We start from the raw sequence: 19,841 nt of genomic DNA, 5'->3' as shown, positions 1-19,841 counted from the left end.
TTGGTGAACAGCCGGGGACCGTCGCCCCGAAACCTGAAGTTCACAATCGTTCCTCTTGGCGAAACGACGGAGATTGCCGGTGGGACGCCAGAAAGGCAGGTACTCCCATGGCGGGCGCATTGTCCGGGATCCGGGTGCTGGACACGGCCACCCTGTTCGCGGGTCCGCTGGCGGCCACGATGCTCGGCGACTACGGCGCCGAGGTCGTCAAGATCGAACACCCCGCAGGCGACCCGGTCCGCAGCCACGGCGCGCAGCGCGACGGCGTCGGCCTGTGGTGGAAGATGCTGGGCCGCAACAAGAAAGCCATCACCCTCTATCTCGGTTCGCCCGAGGGCCAGGAGATCTTCCGCAGGCTCGTCGCCGACGCGGACGTGGTGATCGAGAACTTCCGTCCCGGCACCCTGGAACGCTGGGGCCTCGGCTACGAACAGCTGCGCGAGATCAACCCCGGCCTGGTTCTCGCGCGCGTCACCGGATTCGGCCAGATCGGCCCGTACGCCAAGCGACCCGGCTTCGGCACCCTCGCCGAGGCGATGAGCGGGTTCGCCGCGATCAGCGGTGAGCCGGACGGCCCGCCGATGCTGCCGCCGTTCGGCCTCGCCGACGGAATCGCAGCGCTGACAACGGCTTTCGCCGTCATGACGGCCCTGCGCGCCCGCGAGCAGACCGGCCACGGGCAGGTCGTCGACCTCGCCATCATCGAACCGATCCTGACCCTGCTCGGCCCGCAGGTCATCGCCTACGACCAGCTCGGTCAGTTGCAGCCGCGCACCGGCAACCGGTCCACCAACAACGCGCCGCGCAACACCTACCGCACCCGCGACGACAGCTGGGTGGCGATCTCCACCAGCGCGCAGTCGATCGCGGAGCGGGTCATGCGCCTGGTCGGGCGCCCGGAGTTCATCGATGAACCGTGGTTCGCCACCGGCGCGCAGCGCGCCGAGCACGCCGACGAACTCGACGAGGCGGTCGGTTCCTGGATCGCCGCCCGCGACCGGGACGAGGTGGTGAAGGCGTTCGAGGAGGCCCAGGCCGCGGTCGCCCCGATCTACAACGCCGCGGACGTGATGGCCGACCCGCAGTACGCGGCGCTGGGCACCATCGCCACCGTGCAGGACGACGAACTCGGCCCGGTCAAGATGCAGAACGTGCTGTTCCGGCTGTCGGAGACGCCGGGCGCGATCACCTCGGCCGGCGCGCCCCTGAGCGCGCACACCGCCGAGATCCTCGGCCACTACGGGGTCGACGAGGCCGAATTGGCGCGACTGCGCGACAAGGGCGTCGTCAAGTGACGCCCCGCAGCTGGCTCTACGTCCCCGGTGACCGGGCGGACCGGATCGGCAAGGCCCTCGCCGGGCCCGCCGACGCGGTGATCCTCGATCTCGAGGATGCGGTGTCGGCGGCGGACAAGGACATCGCGCGGCGCAACGTGCTGGCGGCGCTGGCCGCCGGGCATCCGGCGTACGTGCGGATGAACGCTCCGGACAGCGCGGTCGGCCAGGCCGATCTGCGCGCGCTGGCCGACGCTCCCGGAGCGCTCGCCGGGGTCCGGGTCCCCAAATCCGAGGACCCCGGCGAGTTGCGCCGGGTGGCCGACACGCTCGGCGTGCCGGTCTACCCGGTGCTCGAATCCGCGCTCGGTGTCGAGCGCGCGCTCGACCTCGCGACCGCGCACCCGATGGTCGCCGGAATCTCGCTCGGCGAGGCCGATCTGGCCGCCGACCTGCGGGTCGCCGGCGGTGAGGCGCTGAGCTGGCCGCGGTCGCGGATCGTGGTCGCCGCCCGCGCGGCCGGGCTGCCCAGCCCGGTGCAGAGCGTCTGGACCGCGGTGCGCGATCTGGACGGACTGCGCGCGAGCACGGCCGCGGGCCGCCGGGCCGGTTTCTTCGGCCGGTCGGTGATCCACCCCGCGCAGATCCCGGTCGTGCACGAGGTGTGCGCGCCGGATCCGGCCGAGACGTCCTGGGCCCGTGAGCTGATCGAGGGGCTCGCGGCGTCCAGGGCCGCGTTCGTCGACCGCAACGGACAGTTCGTCGACGCCGCGATCGTCGCCCGCGCCCGCTGGGTGCTGGAGATCGCCGACGCCACCGAGCCGCAGGACAGACACGACGAGAACATCCAGGAAGGTCATCTCCTATGACACGCACCCAGGACCCGCTGCTGGCGGCGGTATCGGGCGGAGTCCGGCTCATCGAGCTCGGCCAGCCGTTCTTCACCGGAATGCCGTGCTCCCCGAACCATCCGGGCTTCCGGATGACGCTGATCCGCCGGCACGGCGACATGCAGCGGCCCGACGGCGGTTCGGCGGCGAACGAGATCATCGTGACCGGCGGGCACGTCGGCACCCACATCGACGCGCTGTCGCACGTCAGCCACTGCGGCAAGCTGCACGGCGACGTCGACGCGGCCGAGGCCCAGCTCGGCGGCGCGTTCAAGACCCACGGCGCGGAGAACCTGCCCGGCCTGCTGCGCCGCGCGGTGCTGCTGGATGTGGCCGCGGTGCACGGCGTTCCGACCCTGGACCCCGGATACGGCGTCACCGCCGCGGATCTGGACGCGGCGGCCGAACTCGCCGGGGCCGAACCGGGTCCCGGCGACGTGGCGCTGATCCGCACCGGCTGGGCCCGCAACTTCGGCGACCCGGCCGCCTACATGGGCAAGGATTCCGGCGTCCCGGGCGCGAATGTCGAAGCGGCACAATGGCTCGCCTCCCGCGGCATCGTCGCCACCGGCGCGGACACCACCGCCTACGAGCAGATCCCCGCCGGCGCCGGGCACGCCGTGCTGCCCGTGCACCGAGTCCTGCTGGTGGAGTCGGGCATCTTCATCATGGAACACCTGAACCTGGAGGAAATCGCCGAATCCGGCGTGCGGGAGTTCGTCTTCCTGCTCGCCCCCCTCCGCATCGTCGGCGGCACCGGCTCCCCGATCCGCCCGCTCGCGGCGGTGTCGGCGCATACCCACGGAGGCTCTCGGTCATGACACAGGCGAGTGGTACGACGCGGACGATCGTGCAGCGACTGGCCGAATTCGCCACGGACGTGCGGGCGAACGGCCTCGCGCCGGAACTGCGGGCCGATGCCGCCCGCCGGGTGCTGGACGTGCTCGGCAACAGCCTGGCCGCGACCTCGGAGAAGCCCGGACAGGCCGTCGGCGAGCTGGTCCGCGAGTGGGGCGGCTCCGGCCGTGCCACCGCGATCGGGTCCGGCGATCGGCTGCCCGAGCCGAGCGCCGCGCTGGTCAACGGAACCCTCGCGCACTCACTGGATTTCGACGACACGCATCTGCCGTCGGTGCTGCACCCGTCGGCCTCCGTCGTACCGGCGGCGCTCGCGGTGGCCGAGGCGCGCGGCGCTTCCGGGGCCGCGCTACTGGATGCCATCGGCGTCGGCGTCGAGATCACCGTGCGGCTCGGCATGGCCGGATACGATGAGGCACTGGGCAATTCGGTGTTCTTCGAACGTGGGCTGCACGCGACCGCGATCTGCGGCGCACTGGGCGCGGCGGTGGCCTGCGCCATGCTGTCCGGCGTCGACGAAGCCGGTATCGCCGACACCCTCGGTATCGCGTCGAGCATGGGTTCCGGTCTGCTGGAAGCGAACCGGACCGGCGGCACGGTCAAGCGGGTGCACTGCGGCTGGGCCGCGCACGCGGCGGTGACCGCGGCGGGCATGGCGCGCTTCGGGATCACCGGCCCGCCGACCGTGCTGGAGGGCAGATTCGGTCTGCTGCAAGCGTTCTGCGGCGACCAATCCGATCCCGACGCGATCACGCGCGGCCTCGGCGAGCAGTGGGAACTGCCCGGCATCTTCTTCAAGCCCTACCCGTGCAACCACTTCACGCACGCGGGCATCGACGCCGCCCGCGCGCTGCGGGCCCAGGGCGTCACCGCCGCCGACATCGAATCGCTCGAATTGGGCGCGCCCACCGCGGTATTGCGCACGATCGGCGAACCGCGCGCGGACAAGATCCACCCCAGCTCCGGCTATCACGCCGCCTTCTCCGGCCCCTACACGGTCGCGGCGGCGCTGCTCGGCGGCGGCGGGCTCGGCCTGTTCCACGACGATTTCACCGATGCGGCCGCGGCCGATCCGGAACGGCTCGCGCTGGCGGCCAAGGTGACCTGCGTTCCGGACGCGCGCTGCGACGAGATCTTCCCGCACCAGTTCCCCGCGGTCCTGCGGGCCACCCTGCGTGACGGCCGGGTGCTGGAGGAGCGCGTCGACGCCAATCGCGGCGGCGCGGCGAACCCGCTGTCCGCCGAGGAACTGGCGACGAAGTTCCGCCTCAACGCGACCCGCGTGGTCTCCACGGAGACCGCCGACCGGATCACCGCACTCACCTACGGTCTCGCGGAACTGACGGATCTGTCCGAACTCACCGGTCTGCTGCACGCCTGATCGGTATCTGCCACCGATCGACGAGGATCGGTGTACCGGGGTGGAGGGCTCGAACCTTCGGGCCCTCTACCGCCGGATGTCCGAAACAGGCTGTGCGAGCGGCACTTCGGACCCAGGCCACGCCACCACCACCCTCGCACCGCCGCGCCGCGACCACTCCGACACCCCTGCGCGGCAACAGATTCGGCGGTTGCTCACACCTCCAGTCGATACGCCAGGACCACGGTCCGATCCCGTGGCAGACCGAAGTAGCCGGCGGCGTCGGCGGCGAGGTACGAGGTCGCGATGAAAAGCCGTTTGCGCCAGCGCATCATGGTCCGGGCCGGACCGGGACTCAGCTCGATGGTGGACAGGAAGTACGAGGCCTCCTCGAGATCCAGCGGTCCGTCGGTGGCGGCCGGATCGACCCCCGCCAGCGCCTTGGGCACGTCCGGCGTCTCCAGATAGCCGTAGCGGGCGGTGACGTGCGCGATCCGGTCGTGGGCCGGGCCCAGGTGTTCGACCACGAGTCGGTCCGCGTCCGGCACCCGTGGCACCGGCCGCACCTCCAGCGCCAGGATCACGATGTGCTCGTGCCGGGCGTGCGCGTGTTCGGCCATGGCGCGCAAGGCCAGTGGCGCGGTGTGCTTGTCCCGATCCAGGTAGATCGCGGTCCCCGGCACGCTCGCCGTGGGCGGGCTCCCGGCGACCAACTGCTCGACGAACCGGTGCAGCGGCCCCTCTCGCCGGATCCGTTGTGCGGCAACGAGTTCCCGCCCACGCTGCCAGGTGGTGAGGACCACGAAGACGGCCGCGGCGATCAGCAGCGGCACCCAGCCACCGTGCGCGAACTTGGTGAGGTTGGCGGCGAGGAACAGCAGGTCCACGGTGAGCAGCGGCGCCGCGCCCACCACGATCAGCCACCGCGGCACGTTCCACCGCGCCCGCGCCAGGAAGAAGAACAACAGGGTCGTGATGGTGATGGTGCCCGTCACCGCCATCCCGAAGGCGTAGGCCAGCGCGCCCGAACTGCGGAACGCGAACACCAGGGTCAGCACCGCGACCAGCAGCAGCCAGTTGACCCACGGCACGTAGATCCGGCCCGGCCGCGACGCCGAGGTGTGCGTGATCCGCAGCCGGGGCAGGTATCCCAGCCGGGCCGCCTGCGACGCGACGGAATACGCGCCGGTGATCACGGCCTGCGCGGCGATCACCGTGGCCGCGGTGGCCAGCAGCACCACCGGCAGCCGGGCCCACGCGGGCGCGAGCAGGAAGAACGGGCTGCTCGCGTGCGCGGGATCGTCCAGGATCAGCGCGCCCTGACCGAGATAGCTCAGCGTGCACGCCGGGAACACCAGCACCAGCCACGCGCGGGTGATCGATCGCCGCCCGAAATGGCCCATATCGGCGTACAGCGCCTCGGCCCCGGTCACCGCGAGCACGATCGCCGCCAGCGCGAAGAACGCCGCACCGAAGTGCCCGGCGAGGAACCGGACCGCGCAGACCGGTGACAGCGCCGTGAGAATGCCCGGCCGCCGGGTGATTCCGGCGATCCCGCAGGCGCCGATCGTCACGAACCACGCGATCATGATCGGCCCGAACAGCCGCCCCACCGCACCGGTCCCCCACCGCTGCACCAGGAACAGCGCGACGATGATCACGACGGTGATCGGCACCACGAACCCGCCGAACCCGGGCCGGATCACCTTCACCCCCTCCACGGCGGACAGCACCGAGATCGCCGGGGTGATCATGCTGTCGCCGAAGAACAGTGCGGCGCCGAAGATTCCGAGCGCGGCCAGCACGGCGATCAGCCGCCGCCCGTGTCCCGCGCCCCACCGGCGCACGAGCGTGATCAGGGCCATGATCCCGCCCTCGCCGTCGTTGTCGGCGCGCATCGCGAGCAGCACGTAGGTCAGCGTGACGATGATCGTGACCGACCAGAACACCAGGGAGACAACGCCGTACACCTCGTCGGCGCCTGCCCGCAGCGGATGCGGATCATCGGGATCGAACACCGACTGCAGGGTGTAGATCGGACTGGTCCCGATATCGCCGAACACCACCCCCAGCGCCCCCACCGCCGGACCCCACCGGGCGGTGTCGCGCACCCGCGCCCCGGCGGTCCGGCGGACCGTGAACGCCGGGCCACCGCCGACCGTCCCGTGCACCTCGACCATCGGCCCGCTCCTCACGAAACTCGTTGCGCCGCGGACCGTCCGATCGCTCGGGCGCGGGTCCGCGACCGGAAGCGCACGAGGGAATGTGCGCGAATATCGGGGAAATACCGCCGGATTCGACGACTATTCCCCGGGACGGCCGCCTCCCGCGGGTCATCCCCCGTTCCGGGCCGCCGCGCCGCATTCCCACCGGCGATTCGCGCCGAGCGACTGTGCCGGCAGCGCGCACCGAGCAACGCCCGCGCCCCCGGAACCAACGTTCCGGGGGCGCGGGCGTGAACGCGCTGTCGGCCGGCCCTCAGGCCACCGTCGACAACTCCCGCGGATTCACCGCCTGCTCGCGCAGGCTGGCCAGCGTGCGCGAGAGCAGTCGCGAGACCTGCATCTGCGAGACGCCGATCTCACGCGCGATCTCGGCCTGCGTCTTGCCGTCGCCGTAACGCATGATCAGGATGCGGCGTTCGCGCTCGGGCAGCGCCGCCAGCAGCGGGCCCGCGGTCAGCGTCTCCTCGACCAGGTTGTAGCCGTTGTCCTCGACCGCCAGCCGCTCCAGCTGCGAGACGGGCCGGTCGCCCTCGTCGCCCGTGCCGGAGTCGGTGTCCAGGGAATCGGTGGTGTAGCAGTTGCTCGCGATCAGCGCCTGGGTGACCTCACCGGGCTCGATCCCGAGCTCGTCGGCCAGCTGCTGCGCGGTGGGCGAATGCCCCAGCCGCTGGGACAGCTCCGGGACCACGGTGGACAGCCGCTGCTGGATCTCCTTGATCCGCCGCGGCACCCGCACCGCCCAGGTGCTGTCGCGGAAGTACCGCCGCACCTCACCCATGATCGTCGGCACCGCGAACGACAGGAACGGCGCGCCGTTGCCGGGGTCGAAGCGGTCGACGGCCAGGATCACGCCGACCGCGGCGATCTGGGCCAGGTCGTCGAAGTCGACGCCACGGCCACTGTAACGACGAGCGATGTGTTCACCCAGCGGCAGGCACTTGGCGATGATCTCCGACCGCAACCGCGCGTGCTCGGCACCGCCGGCGGGAAGATCCGCCAGTTCCTTCAGCCAGGGCTCGATGTCGTCGTATGAATCGCCCTTGCTCTTGACGCCGACTGCCGTTCCGGTGCGAGCCGCGTATTCACTTGACATAACCAATTCCTCACTATGGGATCCGCAGATTCCGTGTACTGGTTCGTTACCCAGCCCTCGGCAGCCGAATCTCTCCCTGTGACGAGCGACACAGATCATTTCGGCCGGGGCCGCCGGACCAGGCGTTTTTCCCGGCAGCGTTCCCGTGCCGGCCGCCGTCGCATCCCGACCGTCGGCGAAGGCCGCGAATACCCCTCCTTCCCGGCCCGAAACGCCGCACCGCGCGATGCCGCCCCGATGTGTTCCGTTCGACAGCCGATCGCGTCCGGCGCCACGCGTTTCGGCGGGACCGCGCGGGGCACCCGTCCCTCGGAAGGCGCGACCACCCCGAAGGAGCAACTTTCGATGACCTCACCCGCGATGACCGACCTCTCTCCCGCCCCGGCCCGGCCGGGTCCACCCGACGCGATCCTCGACAAGATCGACTGGCCCGGCGTACTGCTGCTGTTGCTCGGTGTCGCGGCCCTCGGCTGGACCGTCACCGGCGGCGCCGGGCCGCGCATCCTGGGCGGTTCCGTGGCCACGGTCGTCGCGCTGGTGGCGGGATTCGGCTGGATGGTCGCCGAGTACACCCGGGTCCGTGCCGAACGAGGAGGCCGACAGTGAATCGAATCCGAACCGGTGCCGCCGCGGCGGCCGCGCTGGCCGTCGTCACGCTGCTGGTCGGCGGCTGCGACAAGGCGAAAGAGGCCGTCAACAAGGGCGGTGACACCCCTTGCTCCGAGTTCACCGCGCAGGATCAGGACAAGCAGCGCGTGACCGTCCGCAAATATCTCCAGAACGACACCAAGGTCACCGAGACTCCGTCCCCCGATACTGTCGACGGCGCCATCGGGGCCATCTCACTCATGTGCCGGGCCCAGGCGAACCCGGACACCCCGATCCGGAACGCCGATCTGTCCGGCATCCTGATCCCGAAGAAATAGCACCTCACGGTTGGCATAACCGGCCGAAACGGGAGGTCCCGGGACGTTTGCTGCGCGTGCGACACAACATCGGATACGATCTGACTGCCCCGTGGTCCAGAAACCGGCCGCGGGGCAGTACTTTGCGCTCTGCGCATCGCGGGTGATGGGAGTCCATGCGTTGCCGAATCCGGCAAACCGCGAGCCGGTGTCCGACGGAGACCGTCCACGGGACGGAATCCAGGCCGCGTCGACACCCACTCGAGCCGATGTGCTGCTGATCGAGGACGATCCCGCCGACGCGCTCCTGGTCGAGGCGCTCGTCGAGGACGGGGACCTCGGCATCCGGCTGGACTGGGTCCGATCGGTCTCCGAGGGGGTCGAATACCTGCGCGACCGGACCCCCGACTGTGTGCTGCTGGATCTGAACCTGCCCGACGCGCAGGGCTTGGAGGCCCTGGGCCAGGTGCGAGCCGTCTCGGACGCGGCCGTCGTGGTCCTCACCGGCCTGGACGAGAAGCTCATCGGCCTGGCCGCGATGGCGGCCGGCGGTCAGGACTACCTCGTCAAGGGCCGGGTCGAGCCCGATCTGTTCGACCGCGCGGTCCGCTACGCCATCCAGCGCAAGCAGGCCGAACGGACCAGCGTGGCCCTCCAGGCCAGTCAGCTGCGGGCGGAGGAGAACGCTCGCCTGGAGCGCGGTCTGCTGCCCACGCCACTCCTGCGGCCCGGCAGCGGGGTAGCCGTCGTCCCGCGCTATCGACCCGGCCGTGCCCACGCCCTGCTGGGCGGCGACTTCTACGACGTGGTCGAGGACCACGACGGCACGGTGCACGCGGTGATCGGCGACGTGTCCGGGCACGGCCCGGACGCCGCGGCCACCGGCGTGGCGCTGCGGCTGGCGTGGCGTACGTTGGTACTGAGCGGCGTCACCGGAATTCGCCAGCTCCGGCTCATGGAGAAGGTACTGCTGGCCGAACGCTCCGACCGGCAGACATTCGCCACCGCGACCACCCTCACCCTCTCCCCCGCGGAACACACGGCCACGGTGTTGCGCGCGGGCCACCCCGGCGCCCTGATGCGCTCGGCCACGGGCTGGGACTGGGTCGAGGTGCCCGGCGGACCGGCCCTGGGCTTCGCGATCGGCTCCGGCGACGAGACGACCTGGCCCGAGACCACGCTCGTGCTACCCGAGGACGCGGCGCTGACCCTGTTCACGGACGGATTGTTCGAGGGCTTCGTCGACGAGTCCCGGGACCGGCTCGGCGAGGAGGGCCTGCTCGCGCTGGCCCGTACGGTCGGATCCGTGGGCCCGGACGAGTTCCTGGACACGCTGATCGACCGGGTCGAGGGCCTCGCGGCCACGGCCGGCGGACTCGACGACGACGTCGCGCTCCTCTATCTCTACTGGCAACGACACCAGGCGGCACCATGACGGCAGACGAACCACGTGTTCCGCGCAATCCGGCCGGTCGGCTCACCACCAGCGCCTGGTTCCAGGCAGTGCTGGGCGCGATGATTCTCGTGGTCGTCGTGGGGGCCGTGCTGGGCGAACGGGTGATCACGGGCACCTCCAGCGCCAGCGATCAGCTGCTCGACCGCTCGCTGCCCGCGCAGCGGGAGGCCTTGCAGTTCCAATCCGCACTGGTCGATCAGGAGACCGGCGTCCGCGGCTTCGTGATCACCGGGCAGCAGCAGTTCCTGGATCCCTACAACCAGGGCGTCACCGCCGAACGCGACTCGGCGCAGCACCTGCGGCAGCTGCTGTCCGGCGAACCGCGTCTGCTCGCCGACCTCGACGACATCGAGCAGGCGGTCGACCGGTGGCGCACGACATATGTGCAGCCCCTCCTCACCACGCCCGCGGCGACCCGTCCCCAGGGCGACACCGACACGATCCAGGGCAAGAAGGATTTCGACAACATCCGCGCCCTGTTCGAACGACAGAACCAGCACCTGAGCGACTCGGTCGCCGCCGACTCCGCGGACCTGCGGCATGCGCGCACCGTGCGCGACGGCATCCTGCTGGCCTTGCTGGCGCTCTACCTGGCGACCGGATTCATCCTGCTGGCCCTGGTCCGGCGGCTGGTGGTGCGCCCGCTGGCGGCGCTCACCGCCTCCTCACGCCGGGTCTCGGCCGGCGACTTCACCTCCCACATCGACGCGCACGGCCCGGCCGATATCGCCGCGGTCGCCGTCGCGGTGGAGGAGATGCGCCGGCGCATCGTCGCGGAACTCGAATCCGCCCGCCTGCAGGAGACGCGGCTGCAGGAGCAGAAGACCTCTTTGCACGCGCAGTCCGTCGAATTGCGCCGCTCCAACGCAGAATTGGAGCAGTTCGCCTACGTCGCCTCGCACGATCTGCAGGAACCGTTGCGCAAGGTCGCCTCGTTCTGCCAGTTGCTGGAGAAGCGATACGGCGACAAGCTCGACGATCGGGCCACGCAGTACATCACCTACGCGGTCGACGGCGCCAAACGGATGCAGGTGCTGATCAACGATCTGCTGTCCTTCTCCCGGGTGGGCCGGATGGCCGACGACACCGTGCCGGTGGAGCTGGCCCAGCCGCTCGGCCGCGCCCTGACCAACCTCGCGACCGCGATCGACGACAGCGGCGCGCGGGTGAGCCTGCCCGACGATCTGCCGCGCATCGAGGGCGTGCCGGTCCTGCTGACGATGTTGTGGCAGAACCTGATCGGCAACGCGCTCAAGTTCCGGGCCCCGAACCGCGTCCCGGAGATCCGCATCTCCGCCGCGCCGGCCGAGGACGAACCCGGCTGGCGATTCGTGGTGGAGGACAACGGAATCGGCATCGAACCGCAGTACGTCGAGAAGGTGTTCGTGATCTTCCAGCGCCTGCACAACCGCGACGAATACGGCGGCACCGGCATCGGCCTGGCCATGGCGAAGAAGATCGTCGAGCACCACGGCGGCCGGATCTGGGTCGACACCGAATACTCCCCCGGCACACGCATATGCTTCACCCTGGTCGGGTCGACGCCGGCGCCCGAGAACGAGAACAGCACCGCTCTCCCCGACGACAGCGAAGGACCGCGCCCATGATCAGTTCCGCCCAGCCGATCGACATCCTCCTGGTGGAGGACGATCCCGCCGACGAGTTGATGACGCGAGAGGCGTTCCAGGACAACAAGATCGGCAACACGCTGCACGTCTGCACGGACGGCGCCGAGGCGCTGGACTTCCTGTACCGGCAGGGCCCCTACGCCGAAGCCCCCCGCCCGGATCTGATCCTGCTCGACCTCAATCTGCCCAAGTACGACGGCCGGGACGTGCTGGCCCGGATCAAGGCGGATCCGGATCTGGCCTCCATCCCAGTGGTGGTGCTCACCACGTCGGCGGCCGAGGAGGACATCCTGCGCAGTTACGCGCTGCACGCCAACGCGTACGTCACCAAGCCGGTCGACCTGGATCAGTTCGTGGCGGCGATCAAGCAGATCGACGACTTCTTCGTCCAGGTCGTGCGGTTGCCGCCGCGGCGCTGACCGCGCCGCGGCTCGGGCAACGTCAGACGGTCCCCGGACCGGCGGTCAGGGCCTGATCCAGCGAATCGAACAGGGCCAGGACCTTGTCCAGCCCGGTGACCTCGAGCGGCCGGCGCACCTGCGGTGACACCACCACGCGCAGCTGTCCGGCGTCCGCCTGCGCGGCCTTCAACTTCTCGGAAGCGGCGAGCAGCACGCTGAGTCCCACCGAACCCATGAAATCGACCCCGGACAGGTCGACGATCGGTGCGGTGACGCCCGCTCCGACAGCCTCGAGCGCAGCGCTCAACTGCGGTGCGGAGGTGATGTCGATCTCCCCCTCGGCCGCGACCACGACGGTGTCACCCTCGTGGCGCTGCGACACGGTCAGCAGTTGCGAAACTCCGCCGTCGCTCACGGTCACTTCCTCCTCTGTCGTTCCCGGCCGTCTTGCCGTTCGATCTTCGCCGATTCGGCATTCGCCCGGGAACGGCTTACCCGTTTTCGTCTCGCCGAATCACCGACTCGGCCCCCGTTTTCGGTCGCATAACCCGGCACCGCAAGGGTATGTCTCCGAAAGTGCAGAGGTTTCCGAAAGTCGGGCAGAGAGGACAGTGCAGGATGCCAACTGCGCGCACGCGATCGGTGGACTCCCCGGCTCCCCTTCGGCTCACCTTTCCCGCGCAGGCATCCGCACTCGCCCCGTTGCGACGTGCGCTGCGGCAATGGCTGACCCAAGCGGGTCTGAATGCCGAGCGCACCGCTGATATGGTACTGGCCGTGACCGAGGCGTGCACGAACGCCGTGGAACACGCCTACGGCCCGGAACCGGGCACGATCCGCGTCGATGCCGACCTGCTCGGCGACGAACTGCGCATCGTGATCGTCGACGGCGGGCACTGGAAGACGACCAGCGACAGTGCGGACAATCTCCGGGGCCGCGGCCTCGCGATCATGCGTGCGGTGGTCCCCGACACTTCCATCTCGACCAGTCCGGCGGGCACCACGGTCGAGCTCCGGTCCCACCGCTGACGGCAATTCCGGCCCCACCGCCGACAGCAGCTCCGGTCCCACCGTTGACAGAAAATCCGGCCCCACCGCTGACAGAAACTCAGGCCCCACCGTTGACAGCAGCTCCGGTCCCACCGGTGCGAGCAACTCCGGCCCCACCGCCGACAGCGCGGCCCGCGCCGAGGACGGTGAAATTCGCCCGGTGCGCGGCATCGCGCCGCCGGGATCACTACCCACAGTCAGCGGTCACCGGGGCCGCTCAGAACTCGTCCACATCGCGCTGCCGCCCGAAGCGCACGGTGACCGGATAGCCACCCAGTCCCTCGTCGTACGGCTCGCAGCTCGCTTCCATCCAGTCGGTCAGCGCGGCCACGATGTGCCGGCCGAAGCTGTCGTCCTCCAACGCGTCCTCGGTGCGCGACACCAGCGACACCCGGACCTCGGCCCCGCGCGCGTCGTAGCGCAGCTCGCATTCGAGTTCGCGGCCCGGATCGGCGGCCAGCATCAGCGCGGTGGCGACCTCGTCCAAGGCGACCCGGACATCGGTCACCACGTCGAGGGTGAAATCCGCGGTGAGCAGCACGGTCTCGGCGACCGCCCGCAACATCGCCAGCTGTGACACCACCGCCGGCACGCGCACCCGGAATTCGCCGAGATAGGCCGGCCCACCCTCTTCCGCGTCCTCCGAGCCCCCGGCGGGAAACTCCGCCGTGCTGTCGTGTTCCGCCCCATTGCCACCCACCGGACCGACGCTGCGCAGCCGGCCTCGGCCGGCGCCGCCACGTCGCGGTGACCTCCGCGTGTTGTCCACCACCCGATCACAACCTGTTCTGTCCGTCCCGTTTTCCCGAGACGTACCCATCGGGTATCCAGGAAAACGGCCAACGGTCTGCGAAATTCGCCCGACGACAACGATCTCGTCCGATCGTACGGTTACCGCCCGGCACCTGTGCTACCGGGCCGTCACCGGCATGTCACCCCGGATCACCGCCGGCGACGTTCCGTCGCGCCGTCTCCGGCAGAGCAGCATTCCCCGACCATCGCCGACAACGTCCCACCGGCGGTTTCCGACGACGACGGACCCACGGCCGTCCCCCACCCCGTGGTAGCCGAACCCGGCCATGTCCGCCGGGGCCGACCCTGGGTGCCGAACCCGGCCACGTCCGCCGGAGCCGACCCTGGGTGCCGAACCCCGCCACGTCCGCCGGAGCCGACCCTGGGTGCCGAACCCCGCCACGTCCGCCGGAGCCGACCCCGTGGGTGCCGGACCCGGCCACGACCGCCGGTCAGCCGATCCCGGCGACCCCGGCGCGGTCGGGCACGATCGCGCGGGTCGGGCCGCTGCCGACGGCCGTGGCGTGCGCGTCGATATCGAGCACTTCCTCGCCCCGCATGGCCTGCTCGCACCGGCGGGCCAGCTCGTGGCGATCGGCGCCCGGCTGCTCGATCGGCAACAGTGTGATCTCCGCCACTACCCCCCTGGAGCGCAGCACACGCCGCGCCGAGTCCAGGAAGGTGTCGTCACCGACGAACCCGGGAACGGTGGTGAGTTCCCCCGCGGCGTCCAGGTAGCGCATCCGGACCGGCTGCACCGGCGCACCGGAGTCGACCGCGGACTGGAACAGCGCCGGGCGCAGTGAACCGTGCGCGCGGCCGCACCAGGTGGTGCCCTCCGGGAACATGCCGACCCGCTCGCCGGCGGCCAGCCGTTCCGACATCACCGCGATCACCTCGGGCAGTTGCCGCAGCCGCTCCCGATGGATGGGAATCACGCGCATGATCCGGGCCAGCCCGCCGAGCATCGGCCATTCGATCAGATCGCCGCGGGCGACGAATCCCATCGGATCCATCGCCGCCAGTGCCACCACGTCGGTCCAGCCGACGTGGGCGGACACCACCAGCAGGCCGCGCCGATCCCGGGACCGCCGGCCGCGGCGACCGGCGGGCGTCGCGGACTCGCCGCGCAGATCGATGATTCGCAGGCGAAAGCCGCAGGCGCGCAACAGCATCCGGGCGCCGCGGCGGTGCATGCGTTCCCGCAGCGGGCGCGGGGTCAGCAGGTTCGCCGCCGGGAAACCGGCGAGCAGCCCGGCAACGGCGGCGATCCGCGCCACCATCCGCAGCCGGCCGGCCTGCGGGCGGACGTCCACGCAGCTGGGGACGCACGGACTGACCGGCATCCAGGCGTGCACCGGCGCCGCCGGCGGACAGGCGAGCCCGGAAGTATCGGGAGACATCAAGGCGGGCATGGCGTTTCCGTCCGTCCTCGTAAGTACCGGGTTATCGGCCGTCGAAGTTGTTCGCGGCCGACTGCAACCGCTCCAGGTAGCGGCGGTTGATGGTGTCCAGGCCCAGCAGCACCACGAAATCGGCGACGCCGAAATCGGGATCGTGCGCGGGCTCGCCGCAGATCCAGGCGCCGAGCCGGAGGTAGCCGCGCAGCAGGGGCGGCAGCTTCGGCCGGGCCGGCGGCGTCAGTTCGTCGAGGGTGCGGCCGTCGACCATGACCGGATTGTGCGGACGGGCCCAGCGCGCCGGATCGGCGGCGTGCTTGGCGAGCACGAGATCCCGGACGCCGCGCACGTTCGCGCCGATCGGGTCGGCCGGGCTCTCCTGCATGGGCACCGACGCGCAACCCATTACCCAGTCGTAGCCGGTGAGCTGGATGTAGTGCAGGATGCCGGCCCACATCAGGGTGACCACGGATCCGTTGCGATGCTCGGGTACCACGCAGGCGCGGCCCATCTCGACGATCCGCTGCCCTTCCGGGTCCATCGCGGTGAGATCGAATTCGGTCGCCGTGTAGTAGCCACCGGCCGCCACGACCTTGTCCGGCGGCAGCATCCGATAGCAGCCGACGAACTCGTCGGTGGCGTTGTCGCGCACCAGGAGATGGTCGCAGTGCTCGTCGAACCGATCGGCGTCGAGCCCGTCGGGGCTGTCGGGGATGTCGAACCCGGGCTCCCCCTTGAACACCCGGTACCGCAGCCCCTGCGCGGCCCGCCGATGCTCGAGATCGGACGATACGACCAGGGAGTACTGTGAGCGTTCCGTGCCCGGTGCGACCGGGGCGGGCGCCGCGGGCGACGACGGCGGGAGCAGGCTGGGGTATGACACTGCCGGTGTTGTCATGACCTGATGAAGCCAGTCCGAATCGGCCCCGGGGCAACCTCCGAGTGTCGTCCCGATGCCAGTCCGGTGAACGAGACAGCGGTCACACGCGGCGTTCACCCACATGATGCCCGGCGTTCGCTCAGCGACCGGAAGGGGCCGCTGCCGAACGCGATCCGAGCCGGCGACGGTGGCTCGCCGGCGGTGGGCGCCGGTCAGCCCGCCGAGGGCAGGCTCTCCCCCTGGACCAGTTCGATGTCGAGGTCGATCTTCACCGTGGTACCCACGACCGCGACGCCGACCCGCACCATGGCGTTGTAGTCCATGGCGAAGTTCTCGCGGTGCAGGAGGGTTTCGGCGTGGAAGGCGGCGCGGGTGCCGCCGTACAGATCCGGGCCGCAGCCGCCGTAGGTGAGGTCGAGCTCGATCGGGCGCCGACGGCCGTGCAGGTCGAGTTCGCCCGCCATCACCCAGGTTTCGCTGCCGGTGCGACGTAAACCGTTGCCGGTGAACGAGATCAGCGGATGGTGCTCCACATCCAGGAAGTCCGCGGACCGCAGGTGGTCGTCGCGCATCCGCACCCCGGTATCGATGCTCGCGGCCTTGATCTCCGCGTAACCCGTGGAGTGCTCGAAGGTTTCGGCGATGTCGAGCCGGCCGCCGACCTCCGCGAACCGCCCCCGGATACTCGCGATGCCCATGTGCCGCGCCGTCGCCACCACCGTGGAGTGCTCCGGATCGATCGTCCACGGGCCCGGCGGCGGCAGCGCGATCGCGGTCGCCTCCGGCACCAGCCGCAGCTCGCCGAGTACGCCGCCGCCGTCGGCGCCGATGCGGGCGATCCGGGCCTCCGGCTGATATCCGGGCGCGGTGACCACCGCGGTGTGCATCCCCGGCGGCAGCGGCCCGGTGGCCGCGGCACCGGAGGCGTCGGCGACGACGCGGACCAGCTGGCGGCCCTCGAGATCGGTGACGGTCAGCACCGCGTCCGGGATCGGCCAGCCGTTGGGGGTGCGAATCTGCACATCGAGACCGGTCACTGCATATCCTCCGTCTGGTCGTAACCCAGTCGTACGTTGTGGTCGAATTCGCCCGACGCCAGCGTCACCCGGCTGGTCACGGGCGGATAGCCGCGCGCGACCACGCGATAACTGCCCTCGGACAGGTCGGGCACCAGGTAACGGCCGTCCGCGTCGGTGCGGGCACTGCCCACCGTCGCGCCCGACTCGTCGAGCACGCTCACCCAGGCGTCCGGCACCGGGCGCCCGTCGGCGGAGACCTCGCCGGTCAGCGCCGCCAGCGAGCCCAGTTCGATGTCGTAGTGCAGTACCCCGGAGTCCGGCACCGACAGGGTGGCCGCGGCGGGCCGCAGCCGCGGGGCGACCGCGACCAGGGTGTAGACCCCGGCCACCATGCCCGGGTAGGAGTATTCGCCAGCGGATCCGCTGACGGTAGCCCCGATCACCTCGCCGCGCATATCGGTCAGGGTGACCGTGGCGCCGGGCACCGGTTCGCCGTCCCCGGCGCGGCGCACCACCCCGGACAGCTCGCCGGAGCCGTGCAGGGTGACCTCCACCCGCAGCGGGCCCAGGTCGACGGCGAGATTCAGCGCGGTCGGCTGATACCCACCGGCCGACACGATCAGCACGTAGTTGCCGGGCGCGGGCTGTTCCAGGCCGAAGGCGCCGTCGCGATCCCCTCGGGCCCGCGAAACCTGGTGTCCGCGTTGATCGATCAGCGTGAGTACCGCGCCCGCGACCGGCACGCCGTCGGCGCGCAGCACCCGGCCGGCGAGATCGCCGCCGGCCCCGGCGGGCGGCGCCGCCGGGAGCATCGCCACCGCCCCGGCCGGATCGGCGGCGGGCCGCTGCCCGGCGCCGGCGAACCCGTTGCCGTTGGCCAGCGCCGCCTTCAGGCCGCTGCTCAGCGCGGCGTACCGCGCCTGTTCGGCGGCGGTCGCGGTATCGACGGCGAGCATCGGCTCGGGTGCGGAGATCGCTTGCGCGGCACCGAGATAGACCTGATCCTCGGCCCACTCGGGGTCGTCGGCCGGGGTCGGCTCGGCCGGCTTCGCCACGGGGTCCAGCAAGGGGATCTCCTTCATGAACAGCAGCACCACACAGGCCAGGAGCGCCACGCCCGACGTCGAGTACAGCACAACGTGCAGCGAATCGGTGAAGCCGATCAGGATGGGATCGCGCACCGTGGCCGGCAGCGCGTCGATCACCGACGTATTCGCCTGCAGGTCACCGAGTCTCGCGGCATCGAAGCCGGGCGGCAGCATCCCGCCGAAGGCCGCGAGGATCTTGTGCGGCAGCTGGTTGAACAGGATGGTCAGGAACACCGCGACACCCAGCGTGCCGCCCACCTGGCGGAAGAACGTGGAGGAGGCGGTCGAGACGCCCATGTCCGACCGGGGTCCCGCGTTCTGCGCGGCGATGGTGAGCGTCTGCATGCAGCAGCCCAGCCCGAACCCCAGCAGCACGGCGATCAGCAGCGGTTCCCACAGCGGACTGTCGTAGGCCACCTGCGCGTACAGCAGCGCCCCGGCCGCGATGACGGCCGTCCCGGTGACCGGCAGGATCTTGTACCGCCCGGTGCGCCGCACCACCTGGCCGCTCATCAGCGAGCCGACCACGATGCCCGCCACCATCGGCAGCATCAGCAGGCCCGCCTTGGTCGGCGAGAAACCGCGCACCACTTGCAGATACAGCGGCACCATGCTCAGCGAGCCGAACATCGCGATCCCGACGATGAAGCCGCCCACGATGGTCACGGTGAAGGTGGCATTCCGGAACAGCCGCAACGGGATCAGCGCCGCGTCCTTCATCAGCGCCTCGGCGACGAGGAACAGCACCAGCCCGGCCGCGCCGATCCCGAAGCACAGCAACGCCTTCGACGAGGCCCAGCCCCACGCGCGGCCCTGTTCGGCCACGATCAGCAGCGGCACCACGCAGATCGTCAGCGCCACCGCGCCGTACCAGTCGACCCGCACCTGCCGGCGCTCGTGCGTCAGGTTCAGCACCCGGGCGACCACGATCAGGGCGAGGATGCCGACCGGCACGTTGACCAGGAACACCCAGCGCCAGCCGTCGAGCCCCCAGAGCTTGTCGTAGCCGGAGAACAGCCCGCCCAGCACCGGCCCCAGCACGGTCGAGCCGCCGAAGACCATCATGAAATAGCCCTGGTACCTGGCCCGTTCGCGGGCCGGCACGATATCGCCGATGATGGTGAGCACCAACGACATCAGGCCACCGGCGCCGAGTCCCTGGAAGGCGCGGTACCCGGCCAGCTCGTACATCGAGCCCGCGAAGGTGCAGGCCGCCGATCCGGCCACGAAGATGGTGATCGCCGCGAGGAAGAACGGCTTGCGCCCGTAGATGTCGGCGAGTTTGCCGTACAGCGGGGTGCTGATCGTCGACGTGATCAGATAGGCGGTGGTGGCCCAGGCCTGCTGGTCGAAACCGTGCAGGCTGTTGGCGATTCGCACGATCGCGACACTGACGATGTTCTGGTCCAGTGCGGCGAGGAACATTCCCAGCAACAGCCCGGACAGAATGGTCAGGATCTGGCGGTGCGACAGCGCCGGGGGCGCGCTCGCGGCCGATGAGTCGATACTCGGTGTCGTCATG

Annotated in this window: 18 protein-coding genes; 10 read left to right on the top strand and 8 right to left on the bottom strand. The window is 70.5% G+C overall.

Annotation, left to right across the window (positions count from 1 at the left end; genetic code table 11):
• The first annotated feature begins 107 nt into the window (after positions 1 to 107).
• The 4 genes from NRB56_RS25545 to NRB56_RS25530 are packed head-to-tail and all read left to right on the top strand — an operon-like array spanning position 108 to position 4,403.
• A complete protein-coding gene (locus NRB56_RS25545) occupies positions 108 to 1,295 on the top strand; it encodes a CaiB/BaiF CoA transferase family protein (protein WP_153346457.1) in 1,188 nt (395 codons plus the stop codon).
• Positions 1,292 to 2,143 carry an HpcH/HpaI aldolase/citrate lyase family protein gene (locus NRB56_RS25540; RefSeq protein ID WP_319943510.1) on the top strand — a complete coding sequence of 284 codons (852 nt, stop codon included), beginning with the start codon at positions 1,292 to 1,294 and terminating at the stop codon, positions 2,141 to 2,143. The genes NRB56_RS25545 and NRB56_RS25540 overlap by 4 nt, the downstream gene beginning before the upstream one ends.
• Positions 2,140 to 2,985: a cyclase family protein gene (locus NRB56_RS25535; protein WP_153346455.1), complete on the top strand. Its 846-nt coding sequence runs from the start codon at positions 2,140 to 2,142 to the stop codon at positions 2,983 to 2,985. The genes NRB56_RS25540 and NRB56_RS25535 overlap by 4 nt, the downstream gene beginning before the upstream one ends.
• Entirely contained in the window at positions 2,982 to 4,403 is a 1,422-nt protein-coding gene (locus tag NRB56_RS25530; protein WP_153346453.1) for an MmgE/PrpD family protein, read from the top strand. The genes NRB56_RS25535 and NRB56_RS25530 overlap by 4 nt, the downstream gene beginning before the upstream one ends.
• A 194-nt stretch (positions 4,404 to 4,597) precedes the next feature.
• On the opposite strand, the gene NRB56_RS25525 is transcribed toward NRB56_RS25530, so the two are convergent.
• Together NRB56_RS25525 and NRB56_RS25520 are read right to left on the bottom strand one after the other, a co-directional pair.
• The gene (locus NRB56_RS25525) at positions 4,598 to 6,562 is read right to left on the bottom strand and encodes a potassium transporter Kup (protein WP_153346451.1); all 1,965 of its coding nucleotides are present in this window, start codon (positions 6,560 to 6,562) and stop codon (positions 4,598 to 4,600) included.
• A gap of 298 nt (positions 6,563 to 6,860) precedes the next feature.
• A complete protein-coding gene (locus tag NRB56_RS25520) occupies positions 6,861 to 7,700 on the bottom strand; it encodes a SigB/SigF/SigG family RNA polymerase sigma factor (protein ID WP_153346449.1) in 840 nt (279 codons plus the stop codon).
• A gap of 345 nt (positions 7,701 to 8,045) precedes the next feature.
• Here NRB56_RS25520 and NRB56_RS38455 point away from each other — a divergent pair, with 345 nt between their 5' ends.
• The 5 genes from NRB56_RS38455 (at position 8,046) to NRB56_RS25500 (ending at position 12,108) form a co-directional block, all read left to right on the top strand.
• A complete protein-coding gene (locus NRB56_RS38455; protein WP_194290998.1) occupies positions 8,046 to 8,306 on the top strand; it encodes a hypothetical protein in 261 nt (86 codons plus the stop codon).
• Positions 8,303 to 8,626, top strand: a complete 324-nt coding sequence (locus tag NRB56_RS25515) for a hypothetical protein (RefSeq protein WP_319943509.1) — start codon at positions 8,303 to 8,305, stop codon at positions 8,624 to 8,626. Before NRB56_RS38455 ends, NRB56_RS25515 begins: the two co-directional genes overlap by 4 nt.
• Positions 8,627 to 8,813: 187 nt before the next feature.
• A complete protein-coding gene (locus tag NRB56_RS25510) occupies positions 8,814 to 10,040 on the top strand; it encodes a PP2C family protein-serine/threonine phosphatase (protein ID WP_406603529.1) in 1,227 nt (408 codons plus the stop codon).
• A complete protein-coding gene (locus NRB56_RS25505) occupies positions 10,037 to 11,668 on the top strand; it encodes a sensor histidine kinase (protein ID WP_153346447.1) in 1,632 nt (543 codons plus the stop codon). The genes NRB56_RS25510 and NRB56_RS25505 overlap by 4 nt, the downstream gene beginning before the upstream one ends.
• Complete coding sequence (locus NRB56_RS25500) at positions 11,665 to 12,108, top strand: response regulator (RefSeq protein ID WP_153346445.1); 444 nt, start codon at positions 11,665 to 11,667, stop codon at positions 12,106 to 12,108. The genes NRB56_RS25505 and NRB56_RS25500 overlap by 4 nt, the downstream gene beginning before the upstream one ends.
• A 22-nt stretch (positions 12,109 to 12,130) precedes the next feature.
• Here NRB56_RS25500 and NRB56_RS25495 read toward each other — a convergent pair whose 3' ends face one another.
• Positions 12,131 to 12,505: an STAS domain-containing protein gene (locus NRB56_RS25495; RefSeq protein ID WP_319943508.1), complete on the bottom strand. Its 375-nt coding sequence runs from the start codon at positions 12,503 to 12,505 to the stop codon at positions 12,131 to 12,133.
• 203 nt (positions 12,506 to 12,708) lie between these two features.
• Here NRB56_RS25495 and NRB56_RS25490 point away from each other — a divergent pair, with 203 nt between their 5' ends.
• On the top strand, positions 12,709 to 13,119 hold the full coding sequence (locus NRB56_RS25490; RefSeq protein WP_194290988.1) for an ATP-binding protein: 411 nt from the start codon (positions 12,709 to 12,711) through the stop codon (positions 13,117 to 13,119).
• Between the two features lie 238 nt (positions 13,120 to 13,357).
• Here NRB56_RS25490 and NRB56_RS25485 read toward each other — a convergent pair whose 3' ends face one another.
• From NRB56_RS25485 to NRB56_RS25465, 5 genes are all read right to left on the bottom strand, one after another.
• Positions 13,358 to 13,840, bottom strand: coding sequence for an ATP-binding protein (locus tag NRB56_RS25485; protein WP_227838332.1), 483 nt, complete (start codon positions 13,838 to 13,840; stop codon positions 13,358 to 13,360).
• Positions 13,841 to 14,384: 544 nt separating this feature from the next.
• A complete protein-coding gene (locus NRB56_RS25480) occupies positions 14,385 to 15,347 on the bottom strand; it encodes a lysophospholipid acyltransferase family protein (protein WP_227838331.1) in 963 nt (320 codons plus the stop codon).
• Between the two features lie 31 nt (positions 15,348 to 15,378).
• Positions 15,379 to 16,230 (bottom strand): GNAT family N-acetyltransferase, encoded by an 852-nt coding sequence (locus NRB56_RS25475; RefSeq protein WP_194290987.1) that lies wholly within the window; start codon positions 16,228 to 16,230, stop codon positions 15,379 to 15,381.
• 194 nt (positions 16,231 to 16,424) lie between these two features.
• Complete coding sequence (locus NRB56_RS25470) at positions 16,425 to 17,249, bottom strand: YceI family protein (RefSeq protein ID WP_319943507.1); 825 nt, start codon at positions 17,247 to 17,249, stop codon at positions 16,425 to 16,427.
• Positions 17,246 to 19,840, bottom strand: coding sequence for an MFS transporter (locus NRB56_RS25465; RefSeq protein WP_153346440.1), 2,595 nt, complete (start codon positions 19,838 to 19,840; stop codon positions 17,246 to 17,248). Before NRB56_RS25465 ends, NRB56_RS25470 begins: the two co-directional genes overlap by 4 nt.
• Position 19,841: the final 1 nt, after the last annotated feature.

It is taken from the genome of Nocardia aurantia, assembly GCF_009604425.1.
Lineage (GTDB): Bacteria > Actinomycetota > Actinomycetes > Mycobacteriales > Mycobacteriaceae > Nocardia > Nocardia aurantia.
The sequence above is the reverse complement of the archived record's forward strand: the minus strand, read 5'-3'. Positions and strand labels throughout refer to the sequence as shown.

Excerpts from the sequence above, each read along its gene's own strand:
- NRB56_RS38455 (WP_194290998.1), top strand. The coding sequence starts at position 8,046 with ATGACCTCACCCGCGATGACCGACCTCTCTCCCGCCCCGGCCCGGCCG.
- NRB56_RS25535 (WP_153346455.1), top strand. The coding sequence starts at position 2,140 with ATGACACGCACCCAGGACCCGCTGCTGGCGGCGGTATCGGGCGGAGTC.
- NRB56_RS25505 (WP_153346447.1), top strand. The coding sequence starts at position 10,037 with ATGACGGCAGACGAACCACGTGTTCCGCGCAATCCGGCCGGTCGGCTC.
- NRB56_RS25545 (WP_153346457.1), top strand. The coding sequence starts at position 108 with ATGGCGGGCGCATTGTCCGGGATCCGGGTGCTGGACACGGCCACCCTG.
- NRB56_RS25480 (WP_227838331.1), bottom strand. The coding sequence starts at position 15,347 with ATGCCCGCCTTGATGTCTCCCGATACTTCCGGGCTCGCCTGTCCGCCG.
- NRB56_RS25490 (WP_194290988.1), top strand. The coding sequence starts at position 12,709 with ATGCCAACTGCGCGCACGCGATCGGTGGACTCCCCGGCTCCCCTTCGG.
- NRB56_RS25475 (WP_194290987.1), bottom strand. The coding sequence starts at position 16,230 with ATGACAACACCGGCAGTGTCATACCCCAGCCTGCTCCCGCCGTCGTCG.
- NRB56_RS25525 (WP_153346451.1), bottom strand. The coding sequence starts at position 6,562 with ATGGTCGAGGTGCACGGGACGGTCGGCGGTGGCCCGGCGTTCACGGTC.
- NRB56_RS25530 (WP_153346453.1), top strand. The coding sequence starts at position 2,982 with ATGACACAGGCGAGTGGTACGACGCGGACGATCGTGCAGCGACTGGCC.
- NRB56_RS25520 (WP_153346449.1), bottom strand. The coding sequence starts at position 7,700 with ATGTCAAGTGAATACGCGGCTCGCACCGGAACGGCAGTCGGCGTCAAG.
- NRB56_RS25465 (WP_153346440.1), bottom strand. The coding sequence starts at position 19,840 with ATGACGACACCGAGTATCGACTCATCGGCCGCGAGCGCGCCCCCGGCG.
- NRB56_RS25500 (WP_153346445.1), top strand. The coding sequence starts at position 11,665 with ATGATCAGTTCCGCCCAGCCGATCGACATCCTCCTGGTGGAGGACGAT.